The organism is Chitinophaga oryzae (assembly GCF_012516375.2).
Classification (GTDB): domain Bacteria; phylum Bacteroidota; class Bacteroidia; order Chitinophagales; family Chitinophagaceae; genus Chitinophaga; species Chitinophaga oryzae.
In genome coordinates this window covers 4,368,676-4,389,752 of record NZ_CP051204.2, presented here as the reverse complement: position 1 = coordinate 4,389,752, position 21,077 = coordinate 4,368,676, and the positions used below count along the sequence as shown (strand labels likewise).

Genomic DNA, 21,077 nt, shown 5'->3' with positions numbered 1-21,077 from the left:
GCATTCATTTTTTTAACCCGATTACCATACCTTAATTCGTTTGACCATGGACGTTAAAGAATTCCTGAATACCAGGACTAAGCCCCATTATATCGAAAATCTGGCCGATGAGCTGATGACCATTTACACTGGAGAAGCCACCCATCCATTGCTGACAAAAGCGTCAGCTGAAATTGTGCTGATCATGCTGAACAAGCTGCTGACGCGCGACAGGGATACCAGCTACTACCAGACCTTCGCCATTACCTATAAAGACGAAAAATATAACCGGATTGCCGAATTGCTGACAGCCGGCTACTGGGATACGAAAGAAGGTGCTAACCTGCTGGAATACCTCTTTGGTAAGGAAACAGGCGCCTATGTTAAATATGCCTGGGAGCAGATGCCTCGCCAGATATACCAGACGGGGTATACCCGCCGCTCTTTCCGCGCCCCCAACGACCCGGAAGTGTATTTTGTGCTCCAGCTGGAATTCTTCCGGCAGGTCATCCCCGTGACCTACCAGTTTGAATACTACCCTAAAACGAAGTATACCTGCTTTGACCTGAGCCTGGAGGAACAGGTGCGTTACGAGGGAAATTTCTTCGGTGAAGTCCTGTACCGGGTGTGGTCAGCAGCGATCGACCTGGGCAACGCCTCGTTTTTTAAAGTATGCGAAGACATCATCTACAATAAAGATCCCCAGGGTAAAGTCAGCAGGGCACTGATCGAAGCGCTGCTCAACAGCAACAAGCCGGAAGCATGGAAGCTGGTAGAACAGCTGCTGCTGGCAGCGCAACGCCAGGAAGGTCTGCGCCAGACCATTATGGAGGCGCTGGACGAGACCTCCGTGGGCGCACTCAAATACATACTGAAAGTAGTACTGGACAATAAGCTGACCCGCTTTTCGTCCGTAGTCCGGGCATTGGACGTATGGGCCGGCCTCTTCTGGGAAGCGGAGAAAGAAAGCACCGTCCGCACTTTCCTCGGGAAAGGCCTGGAATACCTCGAAGCACCCAACACCATCCCGGCGGCCATGAAAAGTAAAAACAACACCGACGTGTACATGGCCCTGTGGGCCCTCGGCGTGCTGGACGTAATGGCCACCCGTCCGTTGGTGTTTGAACTGCTGAAAGACAAGAGTGCGGAAAAACGCTGCCTGGCGCTGAAGTTCGCGGTAGAAACAAACTACTACAACGTGGACATGCCTGCCGCCTATGAAGCGCTGAACGACCCCGACCTGGCCGTAAAAGCCAGGGCGCTGGTGATCGTCAACAATAAAATACATTTCAATACCGGCCACTACGATATGCATTATCCTGAACTGTTTGACAGGCTGCATGCGATCGTACAGAAAGTCGACCTTAAAGAGAAAACATTTGAAGGAAACATCTTCTCCTGGATGACCATCAAATATGAACGCAATAATGTGTTCAGCGCCATGATCAACCTGATCAACGGCCGCGACGACCGCCTGGAAATCGTGCTGGGATACTTCGACGAGATGAACGTGACGCTGCGCGAGCAGCTGTCCCGCTCCCTGCTGAAAGGTTATTCCCCCTATAATTACCACCAGGAGGAAAAAGAAGGCCCGCTGACGCCTTTTCAGCGGAATTTTGCGCTGCGCCTGCTGAAAGACAGAGGTGAATACGTGGTATCTATAGCATTTAACGCGCTTCAGGGCCAGCAATTCACCCTGGAAGAAATGGAAACGTTCACGGATATACTGAAACGTAAAGGCGCTTCCATCAGAAGCAGGGCCATTGATATGGTACTCAGTCAGCCGGATGATATTGTGACGGCGGTGACGGAAAAGTTGCTGCAGGGAGATACAGAACAACGGCTCGGCGGCCTGGATATCGCGCTGCGCCTCCAGAAAAATAACCGCCTCGCCACACAGCGGGCCGGCTGGATCACGGCGTTCAGGGGAAGGAAAAGCATCTCCCAGAAAGAAGAAATATTATTATCGCAACTTTCGGAAGAAAACAACGTATTATCATACTCCGCTGAGAACGGCTACGGACTGTACGATCCTTCCGCCATCTCACCCGTAGTTTTGCCCGCTGTCGATCCCGACGATTATTATGGTAAATGCCTGGCAGAAGGGCCTTACGGCTTTTCTATGCCGATGGAGAAGTTGCACGAACAGTTCATCAAACTCAATGATCTGTTTCAGCAACACGCTCAATACGAGTATGAGGTCGAAAACTACGACAATACCAAATCCATGGTATTGTTAGCCAATAGTTTCCAGAACCGGAAGGTGTACACCTATAAATTCACTTCCGGTGAAGAGCAGTATTCGTATTTTCCATTGCCGGAAGTATGGGAAAACTGGTATCAGGAAAGTGGCCTTACTCCACGGGATATTTTCATACTGACTTCGCTGATGACGGATATATATGATGCGGGCGAAGAGATAAAAGGCGGAAGCATTATGAAGCTGTACCAACCGGTGTATGAAGACGTGATGCCGGAGACGCTGAGAGGCGGGCGCCGTTTTAAATACAGTGACCCTGTACTGAAGGTGACCGGCGCCCTGCAACTGATCCATCCGTTCGAACAACGGGCCGAATTCCTGCTGGGCGGGTGCAAGCGTGTGTTTAATGCGCTGACGCCGGAAATGCTGCAGTTCAAGGAGAAAGGCTACTACGGCATGAAGGGCTGGCAGGGCAACACCCAGCTGGAACGTTTCCTTTCCTTTCTGTATGAAATACCTAAGCAGGGAAAACTCCTGGAAGACTGCTGGAACCTTTACCACTGGCGGCAATTCTCCGGTCTGCCTGAACTGGCGGTGAATTACCTGCCTCCATTGCAGGTGTTCATCAACGCTTTCGAAGCCGGGTTGATCTCCGAAAGTGAGATGTACCGGGGACTGATCAGCGCAGAGAATATGCGCATATTGTCCCGTAGCCATAAAGGCAAAAACAAAGACAATTATTTTGAAGGTCATCCTTTCCTTGAAAAGATGTTCATCAAAGTGCGGGAACACTTCCTGGACATTGAACTGAAGCGGGGAGACTCCGGTACGCCGGTCACGCATATGGTGCAGGTGCTGGGAGCTGTCTATGGTGTTAAACGCTTTGGTGAAATATGGGCCGGCCTTGGAAAAACGACGCTCAACCGTGGTTATATCTATAGCTATAATAAGGAAGCCATGAGCAAACAGAAAATTTTCAGTCTCCTGCTCAAACGTTGTTTCCCCCTGCCGGAAGATACACAGGCATTGTTTGATGAAACCGTAAAGAAGGTCAAACTTACAGAAGCGCAACTGATAGAAGCCGCCGTATATGCGCCACAGTGGCAAAAGTTCGTGAGCCAGCATCTCGGCTGGAAAGGCCTGGACTCCGCCATCTGGTGGATGCATGCCCATACCAAGTCCGCCGGCAATGAAGAGAACGCCGAAGCAGAAAGTGAAATCGCCCGGTACTCTGCCGTGGACCTGCAGGACTTCAAAGACGGCGCGGTGGACAAAGACTGGTTCGTGAAAGCTTATAAAGAACTGGGCAAACAACGCTGGGCCATCGTGTACGAAGCTGCGAAATATATCAGCGATGGGAATGCGCACCGACGCGCACGTTTATACGCTGACGTAATGACCGGAGATTTGAAGATAAAAGAAGTGACGCAGAAAGTAAAAGAAAAACGCGACCAGGACTACCTGCGCCTCTACGGCCTTATTCCGCTAAGCAAAACCAATCCGGAAAAAGACGTGCTGGCGCGTTATGAATACCTCCAGCAATTTAAAAAAGAAAGCCGTCAGTTTGGTGCGCAGAAACAGTCCAGCGAAGCGCTGGCGTTGCGCATCGCCATGGAGAACCTGGCCCGCAACGCCGGCTACGCCGATCCGCAGCGCCTCTCCTGGGCTATGGAAACACGGCAGGTACAGAACATCCTGTCTAAAGAAACGCAGGTACAGTACGACGATGTAACGATCGGGCTGGTGATCGATGAAGAAGGACAGGCTGATGTGGTAGCTTTCAAAGGAGACAAACAACTGAAGGCCGTTCCGCCGAAATATAAAAAAGACAAGAAGATAGAAGAGCTCAACGAGCACAGGAAAACATTACGGGAACAGTTCCGCCGCTCCCGCAAAGGGCTGGAAGATGCCATGGTACGCGGAGACGTATTTTCCCTGGAAGAATTAACGACCCTGTTCGATCACCCGGTGATCTCCAGGCATCTGGAGAAACTGGTGTTCATAACAGACAAGGCATCCGGTTTCTATCACAGCGGCAGCCTCGTGGATGCCAAAGGCCATCAAACGAAACTGACCGATAAAGACAGTATCCGCATCGCCCATAGCAGCGACCTGTATCAGGCGGGCGTGTGGAGCGACTACCAGCGTTACTGCTTCGAGAAATCCGTGCAGCAGCCTTTTAAACAGATATTCCGCGAGCTGTATGTGCCGCTGGAAGATGAGCTGAAAGAAGTGTCCGTGTCCCGCCGCTATGCCGGTCACCAGGTGCAGCCCACCCAAACGGCCGCCCTGCTGAAAACAAGAGGTTGGAAAGTGGACTACGAGGAAGGGCTGCAGAAAGTCTTCCACAAGGAAGGTTTCGTGGCGAAAATATATGCCATGGCCGATTGGTTCTCACCCGCGGAAGTGGAAAGCCCTACGCTGGAAACCATCAAATTCCATGATCTCAAAACCTACCAGCCGGTAGCGTTTAAAGATATCTCTCCGCTGATTTTCAGTGAGGTGATGCGGGACCTGGACCTGGTAGTAAGTGTGGCCCATGTGGGCGGGGTAGACCCCGAAGCCAGCCATTCGTCCATAGAAATGCGGAAAGTGCTGCTGGAAGAAACCCTGCGGCTCTTTAAACTCAACAATGTAAAGGTAGACGGCAGCCACGCGACGATCAAAGGTCAACTGGGCGAATACAGCGTACACCTCGGAAGTGCAGTAGTACATCAACTGCCCGGCCGGTACATTTCTATCCTGCCGGTACACTCGCAGCACAGAGGCCGCATCTTCCTCCCGTTTGTGGATGAAGACCCCCGGTCTGCTGAACTGATCTCCAAAGTGCTCCTGCTGGCCCGGGACCACGAGATACAAGACCCGACAGTGTTATCACAGCTTTCTCAAAATTAAGATATGACAGAAGGTCGCCCCGGGCTTTGCCCGGGGTTTTTTATGATCGTTTTTTTATCACCAATATTCTGTATGTTTGGTTTTTACCAGTAAGGACATAAGTCTAATATCGACTGCTATGCAGGGACTACAGGATGTTTCCAATGAACTGATGACCCATTATACCTGGATGCTGAATTACCTGGCCGGTTTAAAAAACGATCGCCCTGCCTCCCTGAGCCCTGTGCTGTTACTGGTCAACAATGATTGTCAACGGATGATGGAAGCCCCCAACGCCGCCACGGCAGACGATTGGTTTGATCAGTGTCTCCGTGAAAACGATCCCCGGTATGCGGTGTACGTAAAAGATGTACTGTTTGCCGGCGATACATCACCGGTTACCGATGATGCGCTGCTGTCCGTGCTTTATGATAAAAATTTCCTGCAGCGGGTGATACTCGCGCAGCCTTATACCCATCCGCCTTTCCAACGGTCAGGCCCCCCTGTGATGCTGGGACTTTTATCCAACGAACCACTGTATACGCAGCCGCCCGCCTTGTCCCGCCCCGAACGCCCTCCGGGAAAGCCTTTATGGAAATTCCGCTGAATTGTGCCTAATTTGCAGCCACATGGCGCACCGTTACTTTATTATCTATAAACCGTATAACATGGTTTCCCAGTTTATCAGTCCTGATAAAGGAAAAGTCAAACTGCTGGGCGACCTGGATTTCCCGTTCCCTGAAGGTACACATGCCATCGGCCGGCTGGACAACCATTCGGAAGGGTTGTTATTGCTCACTACCAACCAGAAAGTAACCCGGCTGTTGTTTGAAGGGGAGCGGCCGCACCAACGAACCTACCTGGTGCGCGCCAAAGGGCATATGCTGCCCGAAACGCTGCAACGGTTGCAGCAGGGTGTTTCTATCCGTATCTCCCGCGATATGCATTATGTGGCTGTGCCGCACAGCGTGGCTATCGTACCGAAGCCCGAAGGCATGCCGGCACGGCCATCGGAGCCACCGGAGAAAGCTCCCCATACCTGGCTGCTGATCACCCTGACCGAAGGTAAATACCACCAGGTGCGCAAAATGGTGGGTGCGCTGAAACACCGTTGCCAGCGCCTGATACGGGTGTCTATCGAAGACATGGAGCTGGGGGACATGCAACCGGGAGAGGTAAGGGAACTGGAAGAAACTGTCTTTTTCGACCGGCTGAAAATAGTGCCGGACCTATAAAATAAAACCCGAAAAAGGGAATATCCCATTAGGAAGCGTTTTCTTTTCTTGTTAGGTTTGCTTGTTGGAAATCAATGCTATAACAAGAATTTTTTATGAGAAGAGTTTTCGTTCTGACGCTGTCTCTGGCGTTGGGCATGGGGCTTCATACCGCCCGTGCCCAGGAAAAACGTTATCCGATTATTCCTTATCCGCAGCAGTTGGTCCCCATGGAGGGCGCCTTCACCATTACGGGCGGCACCCGGCTGGTATTGCCTGCCAATGCCCGTGCTTTTGCCAGTGAAGTGGCACAGCTGCAGGCGCTGGTGAAACAGGGGACCGGTACCACGTTAAAAACCGCCACCGCCGCTTCCGGTAACGCTATCGTGCTGAAACAGGACATGACCCTGTCCGGGGATGAAGACTATACCCTGGCGGTAACGCCACAGCAGTTACAGATCGGCGCTAAATCACCCACCGGTTTTTTCCGCGCTATCGCGACCCTGCGGCAGCTGATGCCGTCCACGATAGAGGGCCGCACTACCGGTAACCTCCGGTCGGTGACCATTCCGGCGATGCAGCTGAAAGACAACCCGGTATACAGCTGGCGCGGCATGCACCTCGACGTGTCCCGCCATTTCTTTTCTGTCGGCTACCTGAAAAAATTCATCGACCTGCTGGCGCTGTATAAAATGAATAAACTGCACCTGCACCTGACGGATGACCAGGGCTGGCGCATCGAAATCAGAAAATATCCGCTGCTGACCACCGTCGGCGCCTGGAGAGAGCTGAACAACCAGGATTCTGTTTGTATGCAGAAAGCCAAAGAGAACCCGGATATGGAGATCGACCAGGAGCATATCATTCATAAAGATGGTAAAACGCTCTATGGCGGCTTCTATACACAGGCACAGATGAAAGACATCATTGCCTACGCGGCCGCCCGCCACGTGGAAATCATCCCGGAGATAGATATGCCCGGGCATATGATGGCGGCCATCCGTGCCTATCCTTTCCTTACCTGTGACGGTAAATCCGGCTGGGGCAAGGATTTCTCCACGCCGATCTGTCCTTGTAATGAAAGCACCTTCCGTTTCGCGGAAGACGTATACACGGAGATCGCTGCGCTTTTCCCCTCCAAATACATGCACCTCGGCGCCGATGAGGTGGAAAAGACCAGCTGGGCGGCTTCTCCGGCCTGCGCGGAAGTGATGAAGGCCAACAACCTGAAAAACGTGGAAGAGCTGCAAAGCTACTTCGTGAAAAGAATGGAGAAGTTCTTCCATGCCAAAGGTAAAGTGCTGATCGGCTGGGACGAGATCCTGGAAGGTGGCATCAGTCCCACCGCTATCCTCATGTACTGGCGCGCCTGGGTGCCCGACGCACCTGTGAAAGCCGCCCGTCATGGCAACAAGGTGATCATGACGCCGGGCAACCCGCTGTACTTCGACGCACAGCCTGACCGGAATTCCCTGGGCAACGTATACCATTTCGACCCGGTGCCTAAAGGACTGACAGCGGAAGAAGCCCAATCTATTATGGGCGCCCAGGCCAATATCTGGACAGAATATATCCCGTCGGAAAAACGGGCCGATTATATGTTCATGCCCCGGATGACAGCTCTCGCAGAAGTGCTGTGGACACATAAGCAGGATTATAACAGCTACCTGCAACGGCTCAACGAACAGTATGCCCGTCTGGACCAGCTGGGCGTTCATTACCGTTTGCCCGACCTGGAAGGCTTTACAGAAGATAATGTGTTTGTAGACAAAGGTCTGCTGGAAGTAAAAGCGCCCTTAACCGGCATGACTATACGTTATACGACCGATGGCACCATTCCGGGCCTGAAGTCGGCGGTACTACCGGCAGCGCTGCCGGTAACGGCTCCGCAGACGTTTAAGCTGGCGGCTTTCAGCCCGATGGGCAACCGCGGGGATATCTATACCCTTCGGTACCGCCAGGAGGCCTATGCAAAAGCGCTGGCCGAAAAGCCCGCTGACACCGGCTTCCGGCTGGCCTATTTCAGGGGCGCCTTCAAAACCACGGCTAAAATAAAAGCCACGCCGGACAGCACCCTGCGCACGGACAATGTGATCATCCCGGAAGGGCTGGGGCATGGCGAAGCCTTTGGCGCCCGTCTGCAGGGATATTTCTACGCGCCTGAAACAGGCATCTACAGTTTCTATCTTACCTGCGATGATGGCGGTATGCTCTATATCGGCAACAAAACAGTCGTTGACAATGACGGCTGGCATGCACCGCTGCAGAAGAGTGGCCAGATTGCTTTGGAAAAAGGCTGGCATCCGCTCAAAGTAGATTTTGTGGAAGGCGGCGGTGGTTACACGCTCAAACTGGAGTATAGCGTGAAGGGCCAACCGCTTCAGAAATTATAAAGAAATGACCATGACAGCGTTCCCCGGGCTCCGGCCCGGGAACGGCTGATGGAGCCGGCAGGCGGAGATCTGTACTTGTTTGTTTATATTGCAGGATGTATCTGTAAGAAAATGAATTGTATGAGTATTAGCTGTAGGCTTCGATCAGCAGTCATCATGGTCATCATTGTTATGTTAACCTGTTCTGCATACGCCCAAACAACCGATAATGACCTTGCCCGCACCTTGTCGGTGCTTTCTGTTTCCCAAAAGAAATTACTGTATCAATATGGCACGTTGCAGTCGTACGCCGGGCAACCGGTTGCCGACAGCTTCTGGCGGCAGCATGCGCAGGAACTGAAGGAGGTCACCCCCGAACAGGCAACGATACTGGCAAACGAACTACTCGCTAATACGGAGCTGGTATATAAAGTCACGAAACCATCGCGCTTGCAGGCTTTGCGCGGGGTATTCACCGCGTCCCGGATGTTGATTGGGCTGTCCGGCCTTATTGCGGCGTATTCGCTGATCCATTTGTTGAGCCGCTACTGGAGCCGGATTTTCGGTTGGTTGTATTCCAAACTATACAGGCTGTTCTACCGGCTTTTTTCCCCGCGGATGCTTACCTGGGAGCTGCTGGCGCTCAGCGTGGCCGGTATCTGGCGGGGCGTGCTGATCGGCGACCAGACGCTGCGGACCGTGGTGGTGCAGGTGTCCGTTTTCACCTTGTGGGCGCAGCTAACGGCGGTGGCTACACGGCAGGACCTGATCAAACGTTACCTGGAGCAGGTGGCAGACCACCTGGAAAGACGCGGTACGATAAGGGAAGCCATCGTGGAGGTAGGGCTGCCCGCGCTGGGGGCTACGCTGGCGCTGGTATGGCTGATGTTCCGTGCCCCGGAGGACTGGTACGCTTATGAAGTCATTATACCGGGTATGATCGCCTTGTTTACGTTGCCACCGGTAATTTATCTGCATAAGGTATTGAAGAAGGTGGTATTGCCTTTCCCAACGGAATCGCTCCGGGCTGATAAGCTGCTGGGGGTGTATACTGCCGCCACGCTGCTGTTGTGGGCCGTACTGGCATTGTTGCCATCGGTGCCGCCACAGGTACTGGTGGCTGTGTCGGTATTGCTGGCCTGTCTGCTGCTGCCTATGTCTGTGGAAGAGGTGACCCGTTGCGGCACGCCGAACTACATCTGGTTACAGGTGCTCACTGTGGGCTGGTTGTGCGCCTGTCTACTGGCGGGTGGCCAGCGGACCATCCCGATGCTTAACTGGACCGGCCTTGGCGGGCTGTTGCTGTATGTGATCATCAAATACTGGGAAGTGCCGGTGCTGCTGGGCTATTCCTGGAAAAACCGCAAGGCGCTGGGCAGCCTGGGCATGGCCGCCATCATATGGGCTATCGCCAGCCTGATACGTTGGCAGCCACAATGGTTTATCTGGTTTTAGTTGAAAATTTATTTTAATTGTTTTATTTTTGCGCTCCGAATAATCTGACTCAAGATACGCGCAGATCTGAATAACGTACTAAAAAGGCTTCTCAGGGCCTCCAAGGCGTTTGCAGGGTCTGCGTTTTTTTGCCCGCATCTGCAGCATGTATAGTGCCGTTTAATGTCAACCCAATATCTTCATCTTCGCGCTAATCTTCATAAAGCGGGGTAATCAGTCATCATCATGGCCATCATAGTTACCGTTCGTCATATTTCTATTCCTTTCCTGAAAAACGTTATTATTTTTCATAACTGTAAAAAATACGCTTAATATTCCCGTTATGAAGAAAATCCTGGTCTTATTATGTTTGGGGCTCACCGGATACCATGTCCGGGCTCAGCAGAAAGCACCCGCTTATCCGCTGATAACCCACGACCCTTATTTCAGTGTCTGGTCTGCTACAGACACGCTGAACCAGTCTGCCACGGTCCACTGGACTGGGGCGCAGCAGGCATTGTCCGGCCTGGTGAAAGTCGACGGGGTGACTTACCGGGTACTGGGCGCCCCGGCAGGGCAGGGCGCCGGTATTTTGCCGGCACTGCAGACGGATGTGGCCGTTCACGCTACACAGACGATTTACCAGTTCCGGTGTGGCCCTGTAGCGCTTACGCTGACATTCACATCGCCGTTATTGGTGCGTGATCTGATGCTGATGTCCAGGCCGGTGTCTTACGTTTCCTACTGCGCGCATGCTACCGATAACCGGAAACATGCCGTGGAGGTATATTTTGGCGCCTCCACCGACCTGGCGGTCAACGGACCGTCGCAGCCGGTAACTACGCAGCAGTATGCCAATGGCGAGCTGGCGCTGCTGAAAGCCGGAACGGTACAGCAACCCGTTTTACAGAAGAAAGGCGACGACCTGCGTATTGACTGGGGCTACCTGTACGTGGGCGTGCCGCAGTCGGCGCACGCTGCCCGGTTTGTGGGTTCACCGGCAGCTGCGGAGCAGCGTTTTGCCGGCAAAAAAGTATCACCCGATAAAGGCGAGCGGCAACAGATGCTGAGCACCAGCGTATCGCTGGGTATGGTAGGCACAGCACCGAAAGAACAGGTGTTCCTGCTGGGCTATGACGATGTTTATGCCATCCAGTACTTCCATACCAATCTGAAGGCCTGGTGGAAGGACAGTCCGGCAGCGACGATTGAAAATGCGCTCAATACCGCGTGGAAAGAATACGCAGCTGTACTGCAGCAGTGCGAAGCCTTTGACAGGGAACTGCATCATGACGCTGTAGCGGCCGGCGGTGAACAATACGCCGCCCTGTGTGAACTGGCTTACCGCCAGAGCGTGGCCGCCCACAAGCTGGTGAGAGGCCCTAAAGGTGAACTGCTGTTCCTCTCCAAAGAAAATTTCAGCAATGGCTGCATCAATACCGTTGACGTCACTTATCCGTCGGCTCCTCTTTTCCTCCTGTATAACCCTGACCTGCTGAAAGGCATGATGACCGGCATCTTTGAATATTCCGAAAGCGGCCGTTACACCAAACCGTTTGCTGCACATGACCTGGGCACCTATCCGCTGGCCAATGGCCAGGTATATGGTGAAGACATGCCCGTGGAAGAATCCGGCAATATGCTGATCCTCGCCGGCGCCATAGCGGTAGCGGAAGGTAACGCAGATTACGCCAGGGCACATTGGAAAACGCTGACCACCTGGGCCGACTATCTGCTGAAGGCGGGGTTTGATCCGGCTAACCAGTTATGCACCGACGACTTTGCCGGCCATCTCGCACGCAATGCCAACCTTTCGCTGAAAGCGATTATGGGCATCAAATCCTATGCGATGCTCGCAGGGATGCTGGGGGAAACGGTAACGGCTACACGTTATGATGATCAGGCCCGCGATATGGCTAAACGATGGCTGGAACTGGCAGCGGACGGTGACCACTATACGCTGGCGTTCGGAAAACCGGGCACCTGGAGTCAGAAGTATAATATGGTGTGGGATAAAGTGCTTGATTATCATTTGTTTCCGGAGGCTGTTTATAAAAAAGAAATAGGCTATTACCTCGGAAAACAGCAACTGTTCGGGTTACCGCTCGACAGCCGGAAGACGTACACGAAATCCGACTGGATCATGTGGACAGCAGTGCTGGGGGATGATATCACACCTTTTGTGCAGCCATTGTATAAATATATAACAGAAACGCCTACACGTGTTCCGCTGAGCGACTGGCACGAAACACTGGATGGTAAAAAAGTAGGGTTCCAGGCAAGAAGCGTAGTGGGAGGATATTATATGAAGATGCTGGAGCGGAAATTACACAGTGGCAAATAAAGATTTCGTCTGACAAAATAAAGAAGCGGCCCGGAATTTTCCGGGCCGCTTCTTTTTATGAACACTGGCCTATTTTCCTTTACGGTGTTCACCATGTTTTTTTGATGTGTCAATGGGATGTTCCCGGTTCTGCATGTTCTGTTCGGATGTCGGGTGGTTCATCCTTTCATCCTGTTCATTGTGAGGACGGCCCCGGTTCATTTTAGCCGTTTTGTTTTGACGATTGCGTTTCATAAAAAACGGATTTTAAATAATAACCGGGAAAAACATGCCGAAATAAAATTAACTGAAAATGAATGTCTTATAAAGGTTGATGCCATTTAAACTGATGCGATTCATTCACAGTGCGCTGTCTACACTTCCCGGTTTTACGCAGGTTGAGATGCGCTCCGGCTGCCGCCCAGGGAAGCGAGATACCCTGTTGCCACACAGACCACTACCGCCACGGCAGGGTACAGGAAAAAGTTGATGGCCGTATACCGCTGCACAAAATAAAGGCTTATGGCGCTGATGGTAAAACCAATCATGATACCCCGTGCATTCACCTTCGGGAAAAAAATTCCTGCCAGGAACATCCCCGCCAGGCAACCGCCAAACAGCCCGATGATTTTCAGGTACTGGTCCCAGATGGAGGTATTATGCAGCGACACGAGATAAAGTGCAATACCGCACCCGAGTGCGCCGAGCATCACCGTTGTCCGGCGGGCGAATACAAACCGCCGGCGGTCATCGGCCGAAGGCCTGAACAAAGGGTAAAAATCGGTGGTGATCACCGTGGCTATAGCGTTCATGCTGGAGCTGATGGTAGACATCGTGGCGGCAAAGAGGCCTGCTATTACCAGCCCGGCAAGTCCCGCGGGCAGCTGTTGGGAGATATACCACGGAAACACGTCGTCGGTATTTCCATGCGGATTCAGGTTGGCCGGATGATGGCGGAAGTATGCCCACAATGCCGTCCCCACGAGGAAAAAGATAAGCGACGCCGGTATTACCAGCAGGGCGTTGGTGTAGATAGATTGCCGGGCTTCCTTTTCTGTAGAAGTGGTCAGGTAACGCTGTACCACTACCTGGTCAGAAGAATAGGTGACGAGCTGCGTCAGGAACCCGCCCACAAAAATCACCCACAGCACAGGCTGCGTAATGTCCCACTGAAGGATGGCCAACCTGAACTTGCCATGCGCGGCCGCTTCGGTGAACACCTGGCCGAAGCCGCCGTCCAGCGACTTCGAGATAAACACGAGGCTGAGCAACGCACCGCCCAGCAACACGCCCACCTGCATCACCTCCGTCCAGATAACGGCTTCGATACCGCCGGAAGCACTGTACGCCGTAGTGATGGCGCTGGTGGCCACAATACAGACGATGATGTTTACGCCGGTAACGGCGCTCAATACCAGCGCAGGCAGGTATATCACAATGCCCAGCCGGCTGACCTGGAACACGAGGAAAGTAAAGCTGCCCAGCAACTTCACACCCGGACTGAAGCGGATGGACAGGTATTCGTATACGCTGGTCAGTTTCAGCTTACGGAAATACGGCAGATAAAAATAGACGATCAGCGGCGCCACCACTACAATCATCATATTGTTGAGAAAATAAACCCAGTCGGTGGCGAAGGCTTTGGCCGGAATGGCGATAAAGGTAAGCGCGCTGAGTTTGGACCCGAAGATGCTCAGGCCGGCGGCCCACCAGGGTATCTTACCACCACCGAGGAAAAAATCGCTGGTGGTGTTTTGCATGTTGCGCGATACTATCACGCTGATACCGACTACCAGCAGGAAATACAATCCCACCACGAGCCAGTCGGTCAGCCGGAAGCCGCTCGGTGGCTGTGCAGGCGTAGCCGTTAGTACCCGTGGTGTCCTGGCAGCGGGCCTCACTTCTCCGCTGGGGATGATCAGCTGGCCCTGCCATACCACCGTTGGCGTGGTGACAGGCGCCCACGTACTGCCGTTCGGGTTAGTTACGCTGTCGCCGGCTTTCTGCACCGGCATCCGGCCGGTGACCGCCCAGCTGTCGGTGATGGTATTGTAACCCAGGATGTCATCGGAGAAGCCCGGGTGTTGCTCTTTCAGCGCGCCGGCCTGCTCAAAGTACCTGCCGTCGTCGCCGCCGAAAAGCAGCAGCTGTGACTGTCCGGCGGTGAAAGCCGGCGTGGGAGCTGCCGCCGCAGGGTGCGGGAGTGACGCTATGTTACGCCAACCTTTGCCTGGTTCGTAGCAGAAAGCGTCCGTCAGGAAGGTGCGGCGGATAGTAGCATCGCCGGGCAACGTAGACGTATGTACGCCGCTGAACAGGTAAAAATGATGCTGCTGTATGCCCGCTACAGCCAGCATACGTGCGGGTCCGGGCCACGGAGGCAGCTTTTGCCACTGCCGGCTGGCAGCAGGCCGGGAAAGGTCTATCGACCAGAAATATTTGGTGGCCGTGGTGTCGGCCGGCGCAGCAGTACCGCCGGCGATATAGAGAATGTCGCCATCGAGCGCTCCGCAGGCATTGGCATTGGCTACGGGCAGGTCGGGCAATGGCTCCGTTTGTACCTGGCCGTTGGTATAGCGCAGGAGGAAAGCTTTGGTCGTATGGCCGTCCTTGTTACTGCCGCCTACACATACCAGCGCGTCGCGCCAGGAGGCGGAAACACCGTATCCCAGCGGCATCGGTAACTTACCGGCAGGTTTCCACTGACCGTTTGTTTTCTCCAGCGCCCATATCTGATCGTGCCATTGTTTTACGCCTCCGTTCCAGGGGGCGCCCCCGTCGGGGAAGTTGGCGCCGCCGGCTACCAGCAGCGCGTTGTTGGACACGCCGGCGAAGGCGCCGGCAAAACCAAACGCGTCCGGCAGGGCGGGGAGCTGTCCCCACGAGAAATAGCCTGCAGGCGGTTCCTGGCCGCGACTGACAGTAGTTTGGAAAGACATACCCAATATCAGTAATAAAGGAAGAATCAGTTTTTTCATCACGTGTGTTTTACGCCGGATCATTGTATCCAGCCGTTGGCCTGCATCCAGTGCAGGCATCGCTCAAACCAGTCGTCCTGCGTGGTTTTGTTGTACAGGCCGAAGCCATGCCCGCCGTTCTGGTAAAGGTGCATCTCCGCTTTTACACCGGCGTTGACCAGCGCATTATAGAACAGCAGGCTGTTTTGTACCGGCACCACCTTGTCGTCCTGTGCGTGCAGCAGGAAGGTGGGCGGCGTTTGTGCGGTCACCTGCAATTCGTTGCTGTACAGTTTGATGTGCGCGCTGTCCGGGTTTTCACCGATCAGCGCTTTCCGTGAACCGGCATGCATATACGAAGTAAAGCTGATCACGGGGTAGACGAGTATCAAAAAATCCGGCCGGAGGTTAAGCTGCGCGGGATTGTCGATGACCGGCTGTGCGAAGTGAGTACCTACGGTAGAGGCCAGGTGGCCGCCGGCGGAAAAGCCGATGATTCCGGTTTTACCGGGCTGCAGCCCCCATTCCGCCGCACGTTGCCGTACGATCTGCAAAGCGCGTTGCGCGTCCTGCAGCGGGCCTTTGGATTTATCGGGCATGATACGGTCGTCCGGCAGCCGGTACTTGACGATAAAAGCGGAGATGCCTGCTGCCTGGAACCGCCGTGCGATGGCATACCCTTCGCGGCCTATCACCACGCTGCCATAACCGCCGCCGGGGCAGATCACGACGGCAGCGCCGGTGGCCTTTCCGGCAGGCGCCGGGAAAGGGATCAGCTCCGGCTGTGTCACCATCCGGGCCCGGTTGCTGTCGATGTCTTCCTTGTAAGCGGCAGGCGCTGTTTTGGAATTAGGTATGCCTTCGGGATATAATGGAATCGGTTTATCCTGTTGGGCTTGTACGGCATATGCACCGGCTGTCAGCATGCTGATGAAGAGAAGTTTTTTCATGAACGTGGATTTTATGATTTAGCGACCCGGGTGCACCAGTCGAAGAAACCGATGGCACGCAGGTCTTTTTCCATGGAAATATACTCGTTCTCTTCAAAAGGTTGTAATGGTAATCTTACATTGCCGCAGTCGAGGCCTATCATGCGCATCATGGCTTTCTGCGCCCGCAGCCCGCCGTATTTGACGATGATGCGCACCATCTCCACGGAGCGCAACTGGCACTGCTGTGCCTTTTGCAGCTGCCCGTCGTTAAAGGCCTGTATCAGTTCCAGGTATAACGGGGCGGCGAAATTATAGGTGCTGCCGATGAAACCATGGGAGCCGGTGGCGAGGGCGCTCAGCAGCATTTCGTCGGTGCCGTAGAGGAGTTCATAACGTCCCTCACTGGCATGCATACACGCCTGGAAGTCGTGCATAAACGGCGCGGTGTATTTGATGCCGGCGAGGGTAGGCAGTTTGCCGGCGGCCTGTTCAAGAAAAGCGACCATATCCAGCGAGATGCCGGTCAGCGCCGGGATATTGTAGTAGAACAGCGGCAGTTTGGGTGCGCCTGCTGCTATGGTGGCCAGGCTGTCGAGCAGTCCGGGTATGCTTTGTATCTTGAAGTAGGTGGGCAGTGTGGCGGAGATAAAATCGGCGCCATGCTCCTGTGCATGGGCGGCCAGTTGTTGGGCTTCCTGCAGGCTGTTGTGTCCTACGTGTACAAAGACCTTCAGTTTTTTGTCAGCCGCGCGGATAAAGGCGGCGGCGGTTTCCATTCTTTCGGCTGTTGTCATGGAGGGGCCTTCGCCGGTGCTGCCGCATACAAACATGCCTTTGATGCCGTTGCTGACCAGTGTTTGCACTATTTCGTGTATCCGTTCTGTATGGATACTTCCGTCGGCGTGCATGGGAGTAAATGGTGCGGCCACCAGTCCCTGAATACGTGTTGCTGTCATGTCGTTCATGTGTTCGTTGTGCTTATTGTTGATGGATATGGCTTACCACTTTTTTACTGATTTTTTGAAAGACGATATGGCTGTAGGCGCTTTTTTCGCCGGCCTCGTACAGGCAGGCGATGTCGCCGTTGGGCAGTACCGCCAGGGCGGAATAGGCGGCCGGTCCGGCGTGCAACACGCGTAACAGCTGCCAGCTGCGGCCATCGTCGGCGCTGGCTTTGAGCGTCATATTCGCTCGTTTGCCGCTGTCCGGGTTGAGAAATAGCAGGACGCCGCTGCGTTTCCGCGAAGGCCAGCGATAGCGGATGAGGCTGGCCTGGCAGACAGGATCGGCGAGGGTGGGCACATCTGCGGGAGTGCTCCAGCTGCTGCCGCCGTCGTTGCTAACGGACTGGGTACGGAGGCCACGGCCGAAATAGGAGCGGAGGCTCATCAGCAGGCCGCCTTTGCCGTCGGCCAGTTCGGTCAACTGGCACTCGTTGACTTTAGGGCGGATGTTGCCGCCCCGTTGCCATGATTGCCCGTGGTCGTCGCTGTAGATGACGTGGGAGCCGTATTCGTAGGGCCCTTTGGCCATGCGGCCGCTGCTGTCGTCATAGCTGTGATCGCAGGGGACCACCAGCCGGCCTTTATGGGGACCGTGTTGCAGCTGTATCCCTATACCCGGACCGGTGGCATACCATCCCCATTGGGGATCTTTGGCGGTGGCGGTAATGTCCGCCGGCCTGGACCAGGTAGCGCCGTTGTCTTCACTTTTGGAGACCCATACGGTACGTGTATGCGTCGCTGTTTTATGGATGATATCATGTTCTTTGTCCTGTCCTTCGTTGCGGGTGAGCAGCAGCCAGATGGTACCGGTAGCGGCGTCAGTCACGGGGCAGGGGTTCCCGCAGGTATGCGGACCGTCGTCCCATACCACCTGTGTGGCCGACCATGTTTTACCGCCGTCTGCCGAGCGTTTCAACAGGATATCGATATCGCCGGCGTCGGAGGCGCTGGCCTTTCTGCCTTCACAGAAAGCCAGCAGCTGCCCATCGGGAGCCGTGAGCAGTACGGGGATGCGGTAGCTGCTGTAGCCGCCGTCGCCAGCGCTGAACAGGGCCATGCTGTCGCGCTGTGCCAGCAGCAACTGAGGGAAAAATACCATCCATAACAGGCAGGCATATACGGAAATCTTCATGTCTCTCTATTTAAAATCGGTGACAGGCACCACTTTGTAAGCAATCCCTTCGTAAGGTTTTTTATAGCCGGCTTCGTAGAAGATGGCGATATGGGTGTCAGACAGCATCACGATGTCGGAGTAAGCTGAAGGGCCGCTGTATATTTTACAGGACTTGCTCCAGTTATTGCCGTCATCGGTACTGAGGCGGATGGTCATGTTCTCCCGGGCGGTGCTGGCAGGATTGGAGAAGAACAGCCATTGTTTACAGGAAAGCAGGCTGCCCTGGCAGATAGGTTCCACCAGTGTATAGTCTGCCCTGACCGGCAGCCAGGAGGCGCCACCGTCGGTGCTGTTGGCTACAAGCCGTGCGCCGCCTGCGCTGTTGCGGATATTGAGCATGAGTTGTCCGTCAGACAGTTCGGCGACGGTGCTTTCGGCGCCGCGGTCTTTATTGGCGATACCGCCCAGCTTCCAGCTCTGGCCGTGATCGTCGGAGTAGATGACATGGGCGGAGTCACGGGCAGGGCTATCCGCAGTTTTGACCGACATATAATCGGCGGGGATGACCAGCCTGCCGGCGTGGGCGCCGCGTTTGAGCTGTATCCCGTGACAGGGGCCGGTGCCATACCAGCCCCATCCCGGCTTCTTGACATCTTTGGTGATTTCTTTGGGGGGCGCCCAGGTGAGGCCTTCATCGTCGCTGCTGGTGACGAACACACGGCGGGTGTCTTTGCTGGTGCCGGCATTGATGGCGCCGATATTGTCTTCGCCGAGGTTCCAGGTCATCAGCAGGTGGAGACGGCCGGTCTGTTCATCCAGCACCGGTACAGGATTGCCGCAGGTGTTGGCGCCTTCGTTCCACACCATGACCGGGTCGCTCCAGGTTTTACCGCCATCGGAAGAGCGTTTGACCAGCAGGTCGATATCGCCTTCGTCTTTGCAGTTGTTTTTACGCGCTTCTGCAAAAGCCAGCAGTACGCCTGTTTTCGACTTAACGATGGCGGGTATACGATAACAGCTGTAGCCGCCGGTTTTTTCCCGGAAGATGAACGGGATGGTGTCGGTGTTGCCGCCTCCGTTATTGCCGGGCGGCGGCGCCGGTGTGAGGTTCTCGCTGCCGCCGCCCTTACAGGAGGCGAGCAGGAAAAGGCCGGTGGTAAAAAGTAATAGTGCTTTACAGGTTGTCCGTTTCATGGTGCATTGTTTATTGGTAGCCGGCAGTTTGTTTCAGGTTTGGATTCAGATCGATCTGTGCTTTCGGAATAGGAAAATACAACGGTACATTTTTTCCATTGAGATTAGGCACTTCCGTATATACGTTGATGGTGCCTGCGTAGTGAAACCGCAGCAGGTCGGGCCATCGCTTCTGTTCCAGCCACAGTTCCCGGAAACGTTCGTTCAGGATCTCTTTTTCCACGCTGGTTTTGTCCATGGGACCCGTGTAGTTGCCGATGCCCGCCCGGGTACGGGTACGATTGAGGGCAGTAACGGCTTCGGATACACTGCCCAGCGCTGCCAGCGCTTCCGCCCTGAGCAGGAATATTTCCGCAAAACGATAGATAACGATGTCCGCATCGTAGAACCAGTCCGTGTCTTTGGTGCCCCGGAATTTGTTATCAAATACGCCGATCAGCTTATTGTTGGGGCCGATGGCTTTGATAAAGGAGGCGTTCTTCCGTTTGTCCGCCGCGTCGGTGAACATGGACTCGAATCTGGGGCTGGGCATATACTGGCTGCGGGCGCCGTTCTTAGCCGCTGCAATATCTCCTTTGTTGATGGCGTCCTGTACAAAAATGTCGCGTGGTTTCAGCTGGCTGCCGTACATATCGCTTCTTTCGTCTTTCTTAAAATAAACAGAAAAAATGATTTCTGCATTTGCCCGGTTGTTGGTGGCGAATACGGAGCCAAAATTATCCAGCAGGGTGAGGCCGGCGGTACTTTCCACCTGCTGCAGCGCTGTGAGGGCTTCCCGGAGGTCGGCTTCACTGCCTTTGAGGACTTTTGTTTTCCAGAGCAGCGCGTCGGCTTTCAGCGTAAAGGCGGCCGGTTTGGAGGCCCTGCTTTTGCTGACAAAAGCGCCTTCGGGAAAAAGGGCGATAGCCGCATCGATGTCTTTTAAGATTTGGGACATGATGTCTTCGGCCGCAGCCCGGGCAGGTTGTTGCTGGTTGCTGCTGGCCACTGGTTCCAGCATGAGCGGCACGTCGCCCCAGGAGCGTACCAGCCAGAAGTAGGTGTAGGCGCGGATGAAATAGGTCTCCGCCATAGCGCGGTCCCGGTCGGTGCTGTTGGGGAAATCGATGCCCGGTGCATTTTTCAGCAGCAGGTTGCAGTGATAGATGATGTTGTAATAGTTGAGCCAGTTGGGCGCATTGGCGCTGTTGAGGTTCTGTTGCCAGGCGGTGGACATACCACCTTCCAGTCCGGCGATGAAAGCATCGCTGCGGTCTTCCATGTAATAGGTGGTATTGAAATAGTTTTTATCGTTGACGGTGCCGCGCAGCAGGGCATAGATGCCTGTCAGGTAGCCGGTCACGTCGCCGGGAGATTTCCAGTAGCTGGCGTTGGTGATGTCTGATACGGTTTTTACTTCCAGCACTTTGTTGCAGGCAAACGAAGGCAGTAAAGCGATCAGGCAGCTGTATATGAGAAAACGTTTATTCATGATCGTTGT

The 21,077-nt window shown here is 54.3% G+C and carries 13 protein-coding genes; 6 read left to right on the top strand and 7 right to left on the bottom strand.

Annotated elements, in window-relative coordinates; genetic code table 11:
- Positions 1 to 46 precede the first annotated feature (46 nt).
- The 6 genes from HF324_RS18135 to HF324_RS18110 all read left to right on the top strand — a co-directional run bounded on the left by HF324_RS18135 (position 47) and on the right by HF324_RS18110 (position 12,417).
- The gene (locus HF324_RS18135; RefSeq protein ID WP_168860435.1) at positions 47 to 5,074 is read left to right on the top strand and encodes a DUF4132 domain-containing protein; all 5,028 of its coding nucleotides are present in this window, start codon (positions 47 to 49) and stop codon (positions 5,072 to 5,074) included.
- A gap of 118 nt (positions 5,075 to 5,192) precedes the next feature.
- A complete protein-coding gene (locus HF324_RS18130; RefSeq protein WP_168860434.1) occupies positions 5,193 to 5,660 on the top strand; it encodes a hypothetical protein in 468 nt (155 codons plus the stop codon).
- A gap of 22 nt (positions 5,661 to 5,682) precedes the next feature.
- Entirely contained in the window at positions 5,683 to 6,288 is a 606-nt protein-coding gene (locus tag HF324_RS18125) for a pseudouridine synthase (protein WP_168803825.1), read from the top strand.
- Positions 6,289 to 6,383: 95 nt separating this feature from the next.
- The gene (locus tag HF324_RS18120) at positions 6,384 to 8,660 is read left to right on the top strand and encodes a family 20 glycosylhydrolase (RefSeq protein WP_168860433.1); all 2,277 of its coding nucleotides are present in this window, start codon (positions 6,384 to 6,386) and stop codon (positions 8,658 to 8,660) included.
- Positions 8,661 to 8,831: 171 nt separating this feature from the next.
- Entirely contained in the window at positions 8,832 to 10,094 is a 1,263-nt protein-coding gene (locus HF324_RS18115) for a hypothetical protein (protein ID WP_168803823.1), read from the top strand.
- A 322-nt stretch (positions 10,095 to 10,416) separates the two neighbouring features.
- Complete coding sequence (locus HF324_RS18110; RefSeq protein ID WP_168860432.1) at positions 10,417 to 12,417, top strand: glutaminase family protein; 2,001 nt, start codon at positions 10,417 to 10,419, stop codon at positions 12,415 to 12,417.
- A gap of 69 nt (positions 12,418 to 12,486) precedes the next feature.
- On the opposite strand, the gene HF324_RS18105 is transcribed toward HF324_RS18110, so the two are convergent.
- The 7 genes from HF324_RS18105 to HF324_RS18075 form a co-directional block, all read right to left on the bottom strand.
- Entirely contained in the window at positions 12,487 to 12,651 is a 165-nt protein-coding gene (locus HF324_RS18105; RefSeq protein ID WP_168803821.1) for a hypothetical protein, read from the bottom strand.
- A 134-nt stretch (positions 12,652 to 12,785) separates the two neighbouring features.
- Entirely contained in the window at positions 12,786 to 15,374 is a 2,589-nt protein-coding gene (locus HF324_RS18100; protein ID WP_168860431.1) for a sodium:solute symporter family protein, read from the bottom strand.
- A 20-nt stretch (positions 15,375 to 15,394) separates the two neighbouring features.
- Positions 15,395 to 16,303, bottom strand: coding sequence for an alpha/beta hydrolase (locus HF324_RS18095; RefSeq protein ID WP_168860430.1), 909 nt, complete (start codon positions 16,301 to 16,303; stop codon positions 15,395 to 15,397).
- A gap of 11 nt (positions 16,304 to 16,314) precedes the next feature.
- A complete protein-coding gene (locus tag HF324_RS18090; protein WP_168860429.1) occupies positions 16,315 to 17,241 on the bottom strand; it encodes a dihydrodipicolinate synthase family protein in 927 nt (308 codons plus the stop codon).
- A gap of 22 nt (positions 17,242 to 17,263) precedes the next feature.
- Positions 17,264 to 18,421: a sialidase family protein gene (locus HF324_RS18085; protein WP_168860428.1), complete on the bottom strand. Its 1,158-nt coding sequence runs from the start codon at positions 18,419 to 18,421 to the stop codon at positions 17,264 to 17,266.
- Between the two features lie 6 nt (positions 18,422 to 18,427).
- The gene (locus HF324_RS18080; RefSeq protein ID WP_168803816.1) at positions 18,428 to 19,597 is read right to left on the bottom strand and encodes a sialidase family protein; all 1,170 of its coding nucleotides are present in this window, start codon (positions 19,595 to 19,597) and stop codon (positions 18,428 to 18,430) included.
- Positions 19,598 to 19,607: 10 nt separating this feature from the next.
- On the bottom strand, positions 19,608 to 21,068 hold the full coding sequence (locus HF324_RS18075; protein ID WP_168860427.1) for a RagB/SusD family nutrient uptake outer membrane protein: 1,461 nt from the start codon (positions 21,066 to 21,068) through the stop codon (positions 19,608 to 19,610).
- Positions 21,069 to 21,077 lie beyond the last annotated feature (9 nt).

Excerpts from the sequence above, each read along its gene's own strand:
- HF324_RS18125 (WP_168803825.1), top strand. The coding sequence starts at position 5,683 with ATGGCGCACCGTTACTTTATTATCTATAAACCGTATAACATGGTTTCC.
- HF324_RS18085 (WP_168860428.1), bottom strand. The coding sequence starts at position 18,421 with ATGAAGATTTCCGTATATGCCTGCCTGTTATGGATGGTATTTTTCCCT.
- HF324_RS18100 (WP_168860431.1), bottom strand. The coding sequence starts at position 15,374 with ATGAAAAAACTGATTCTTCCTTTATTACTGATATTGGGTATGTCTTTC.
- HF324_RS18090 (WP_168860429.1), bottom strand. The coding sequence starts at position 17,241 with ATGACAGCAACACGTATTCAGGGACTGGTGGCCGCACCATTTACTCCC.
- HF324_RS18075 (WP_168860427.1), bottom strand. The coding sequence starts at position 21,068 with ATGAATAAACGTTTTCTCATATACAGCTGCCTGATCGCTTTACTGCCT.
- HF324_RS18105 (WP_168803821.1), bottom strand. The coding sequence starts at position 12,651 with ATGAAACGCAATCGTCAAAACAAAACGGCTAAAATGAACCGGGGCCGT.
- HF324_RS18115 (WP_168803823.1), top strand. The coding sequence starts at position 8,832 with ATGTTAACCTGTTCTGCATACGCCCAAACAACCGATAATGACCTTGCC.
- HF324_RS18135 (WP_168860435.1), top strand. The coding sequence starts at position 47 with ATGGACGTTAAAGAATTCCTGAATACCAGGACTAAGCCCCATTATATC.
- HF324_RS18110 (WP_168860432.1), top strand. The coding sequence starts at position 10,417 with ATGAAGAAAATCCTGGTCTTATTATGTTTGGGGCTCACCGGATACCAT.
- HF324_RS18095 (WP_168860430.1), bottom strand. The coding sequence starts at position 16,303 with ATGAAAAAACTTCTCTTCATCAGCATGCTGACAGCCGGTGCATATGCC.
- HF324_RS18080 (WP_168803816.1), bottom strand. The coding sequence starts at position 19,597 with ATGAAACGGACAACCTGTAAAGCACTATTACTTTTTACCACCGGCCTT.
- HF324_RS18130 (WP_168860434.1), top strand. The coding sequence starts at position 5,193 with ATGCAGGGACTACAGGATGTTTCCAATGAACTGATGACCCATTATACC.
- HF324_RS18120 (WP_168860433.1), top strand. The coding sequence starts at position 6,384 with ATGAGAAGAGTTTTCGTTCTGACGCTGTCTCTGGCGTTGGGCATGGGG.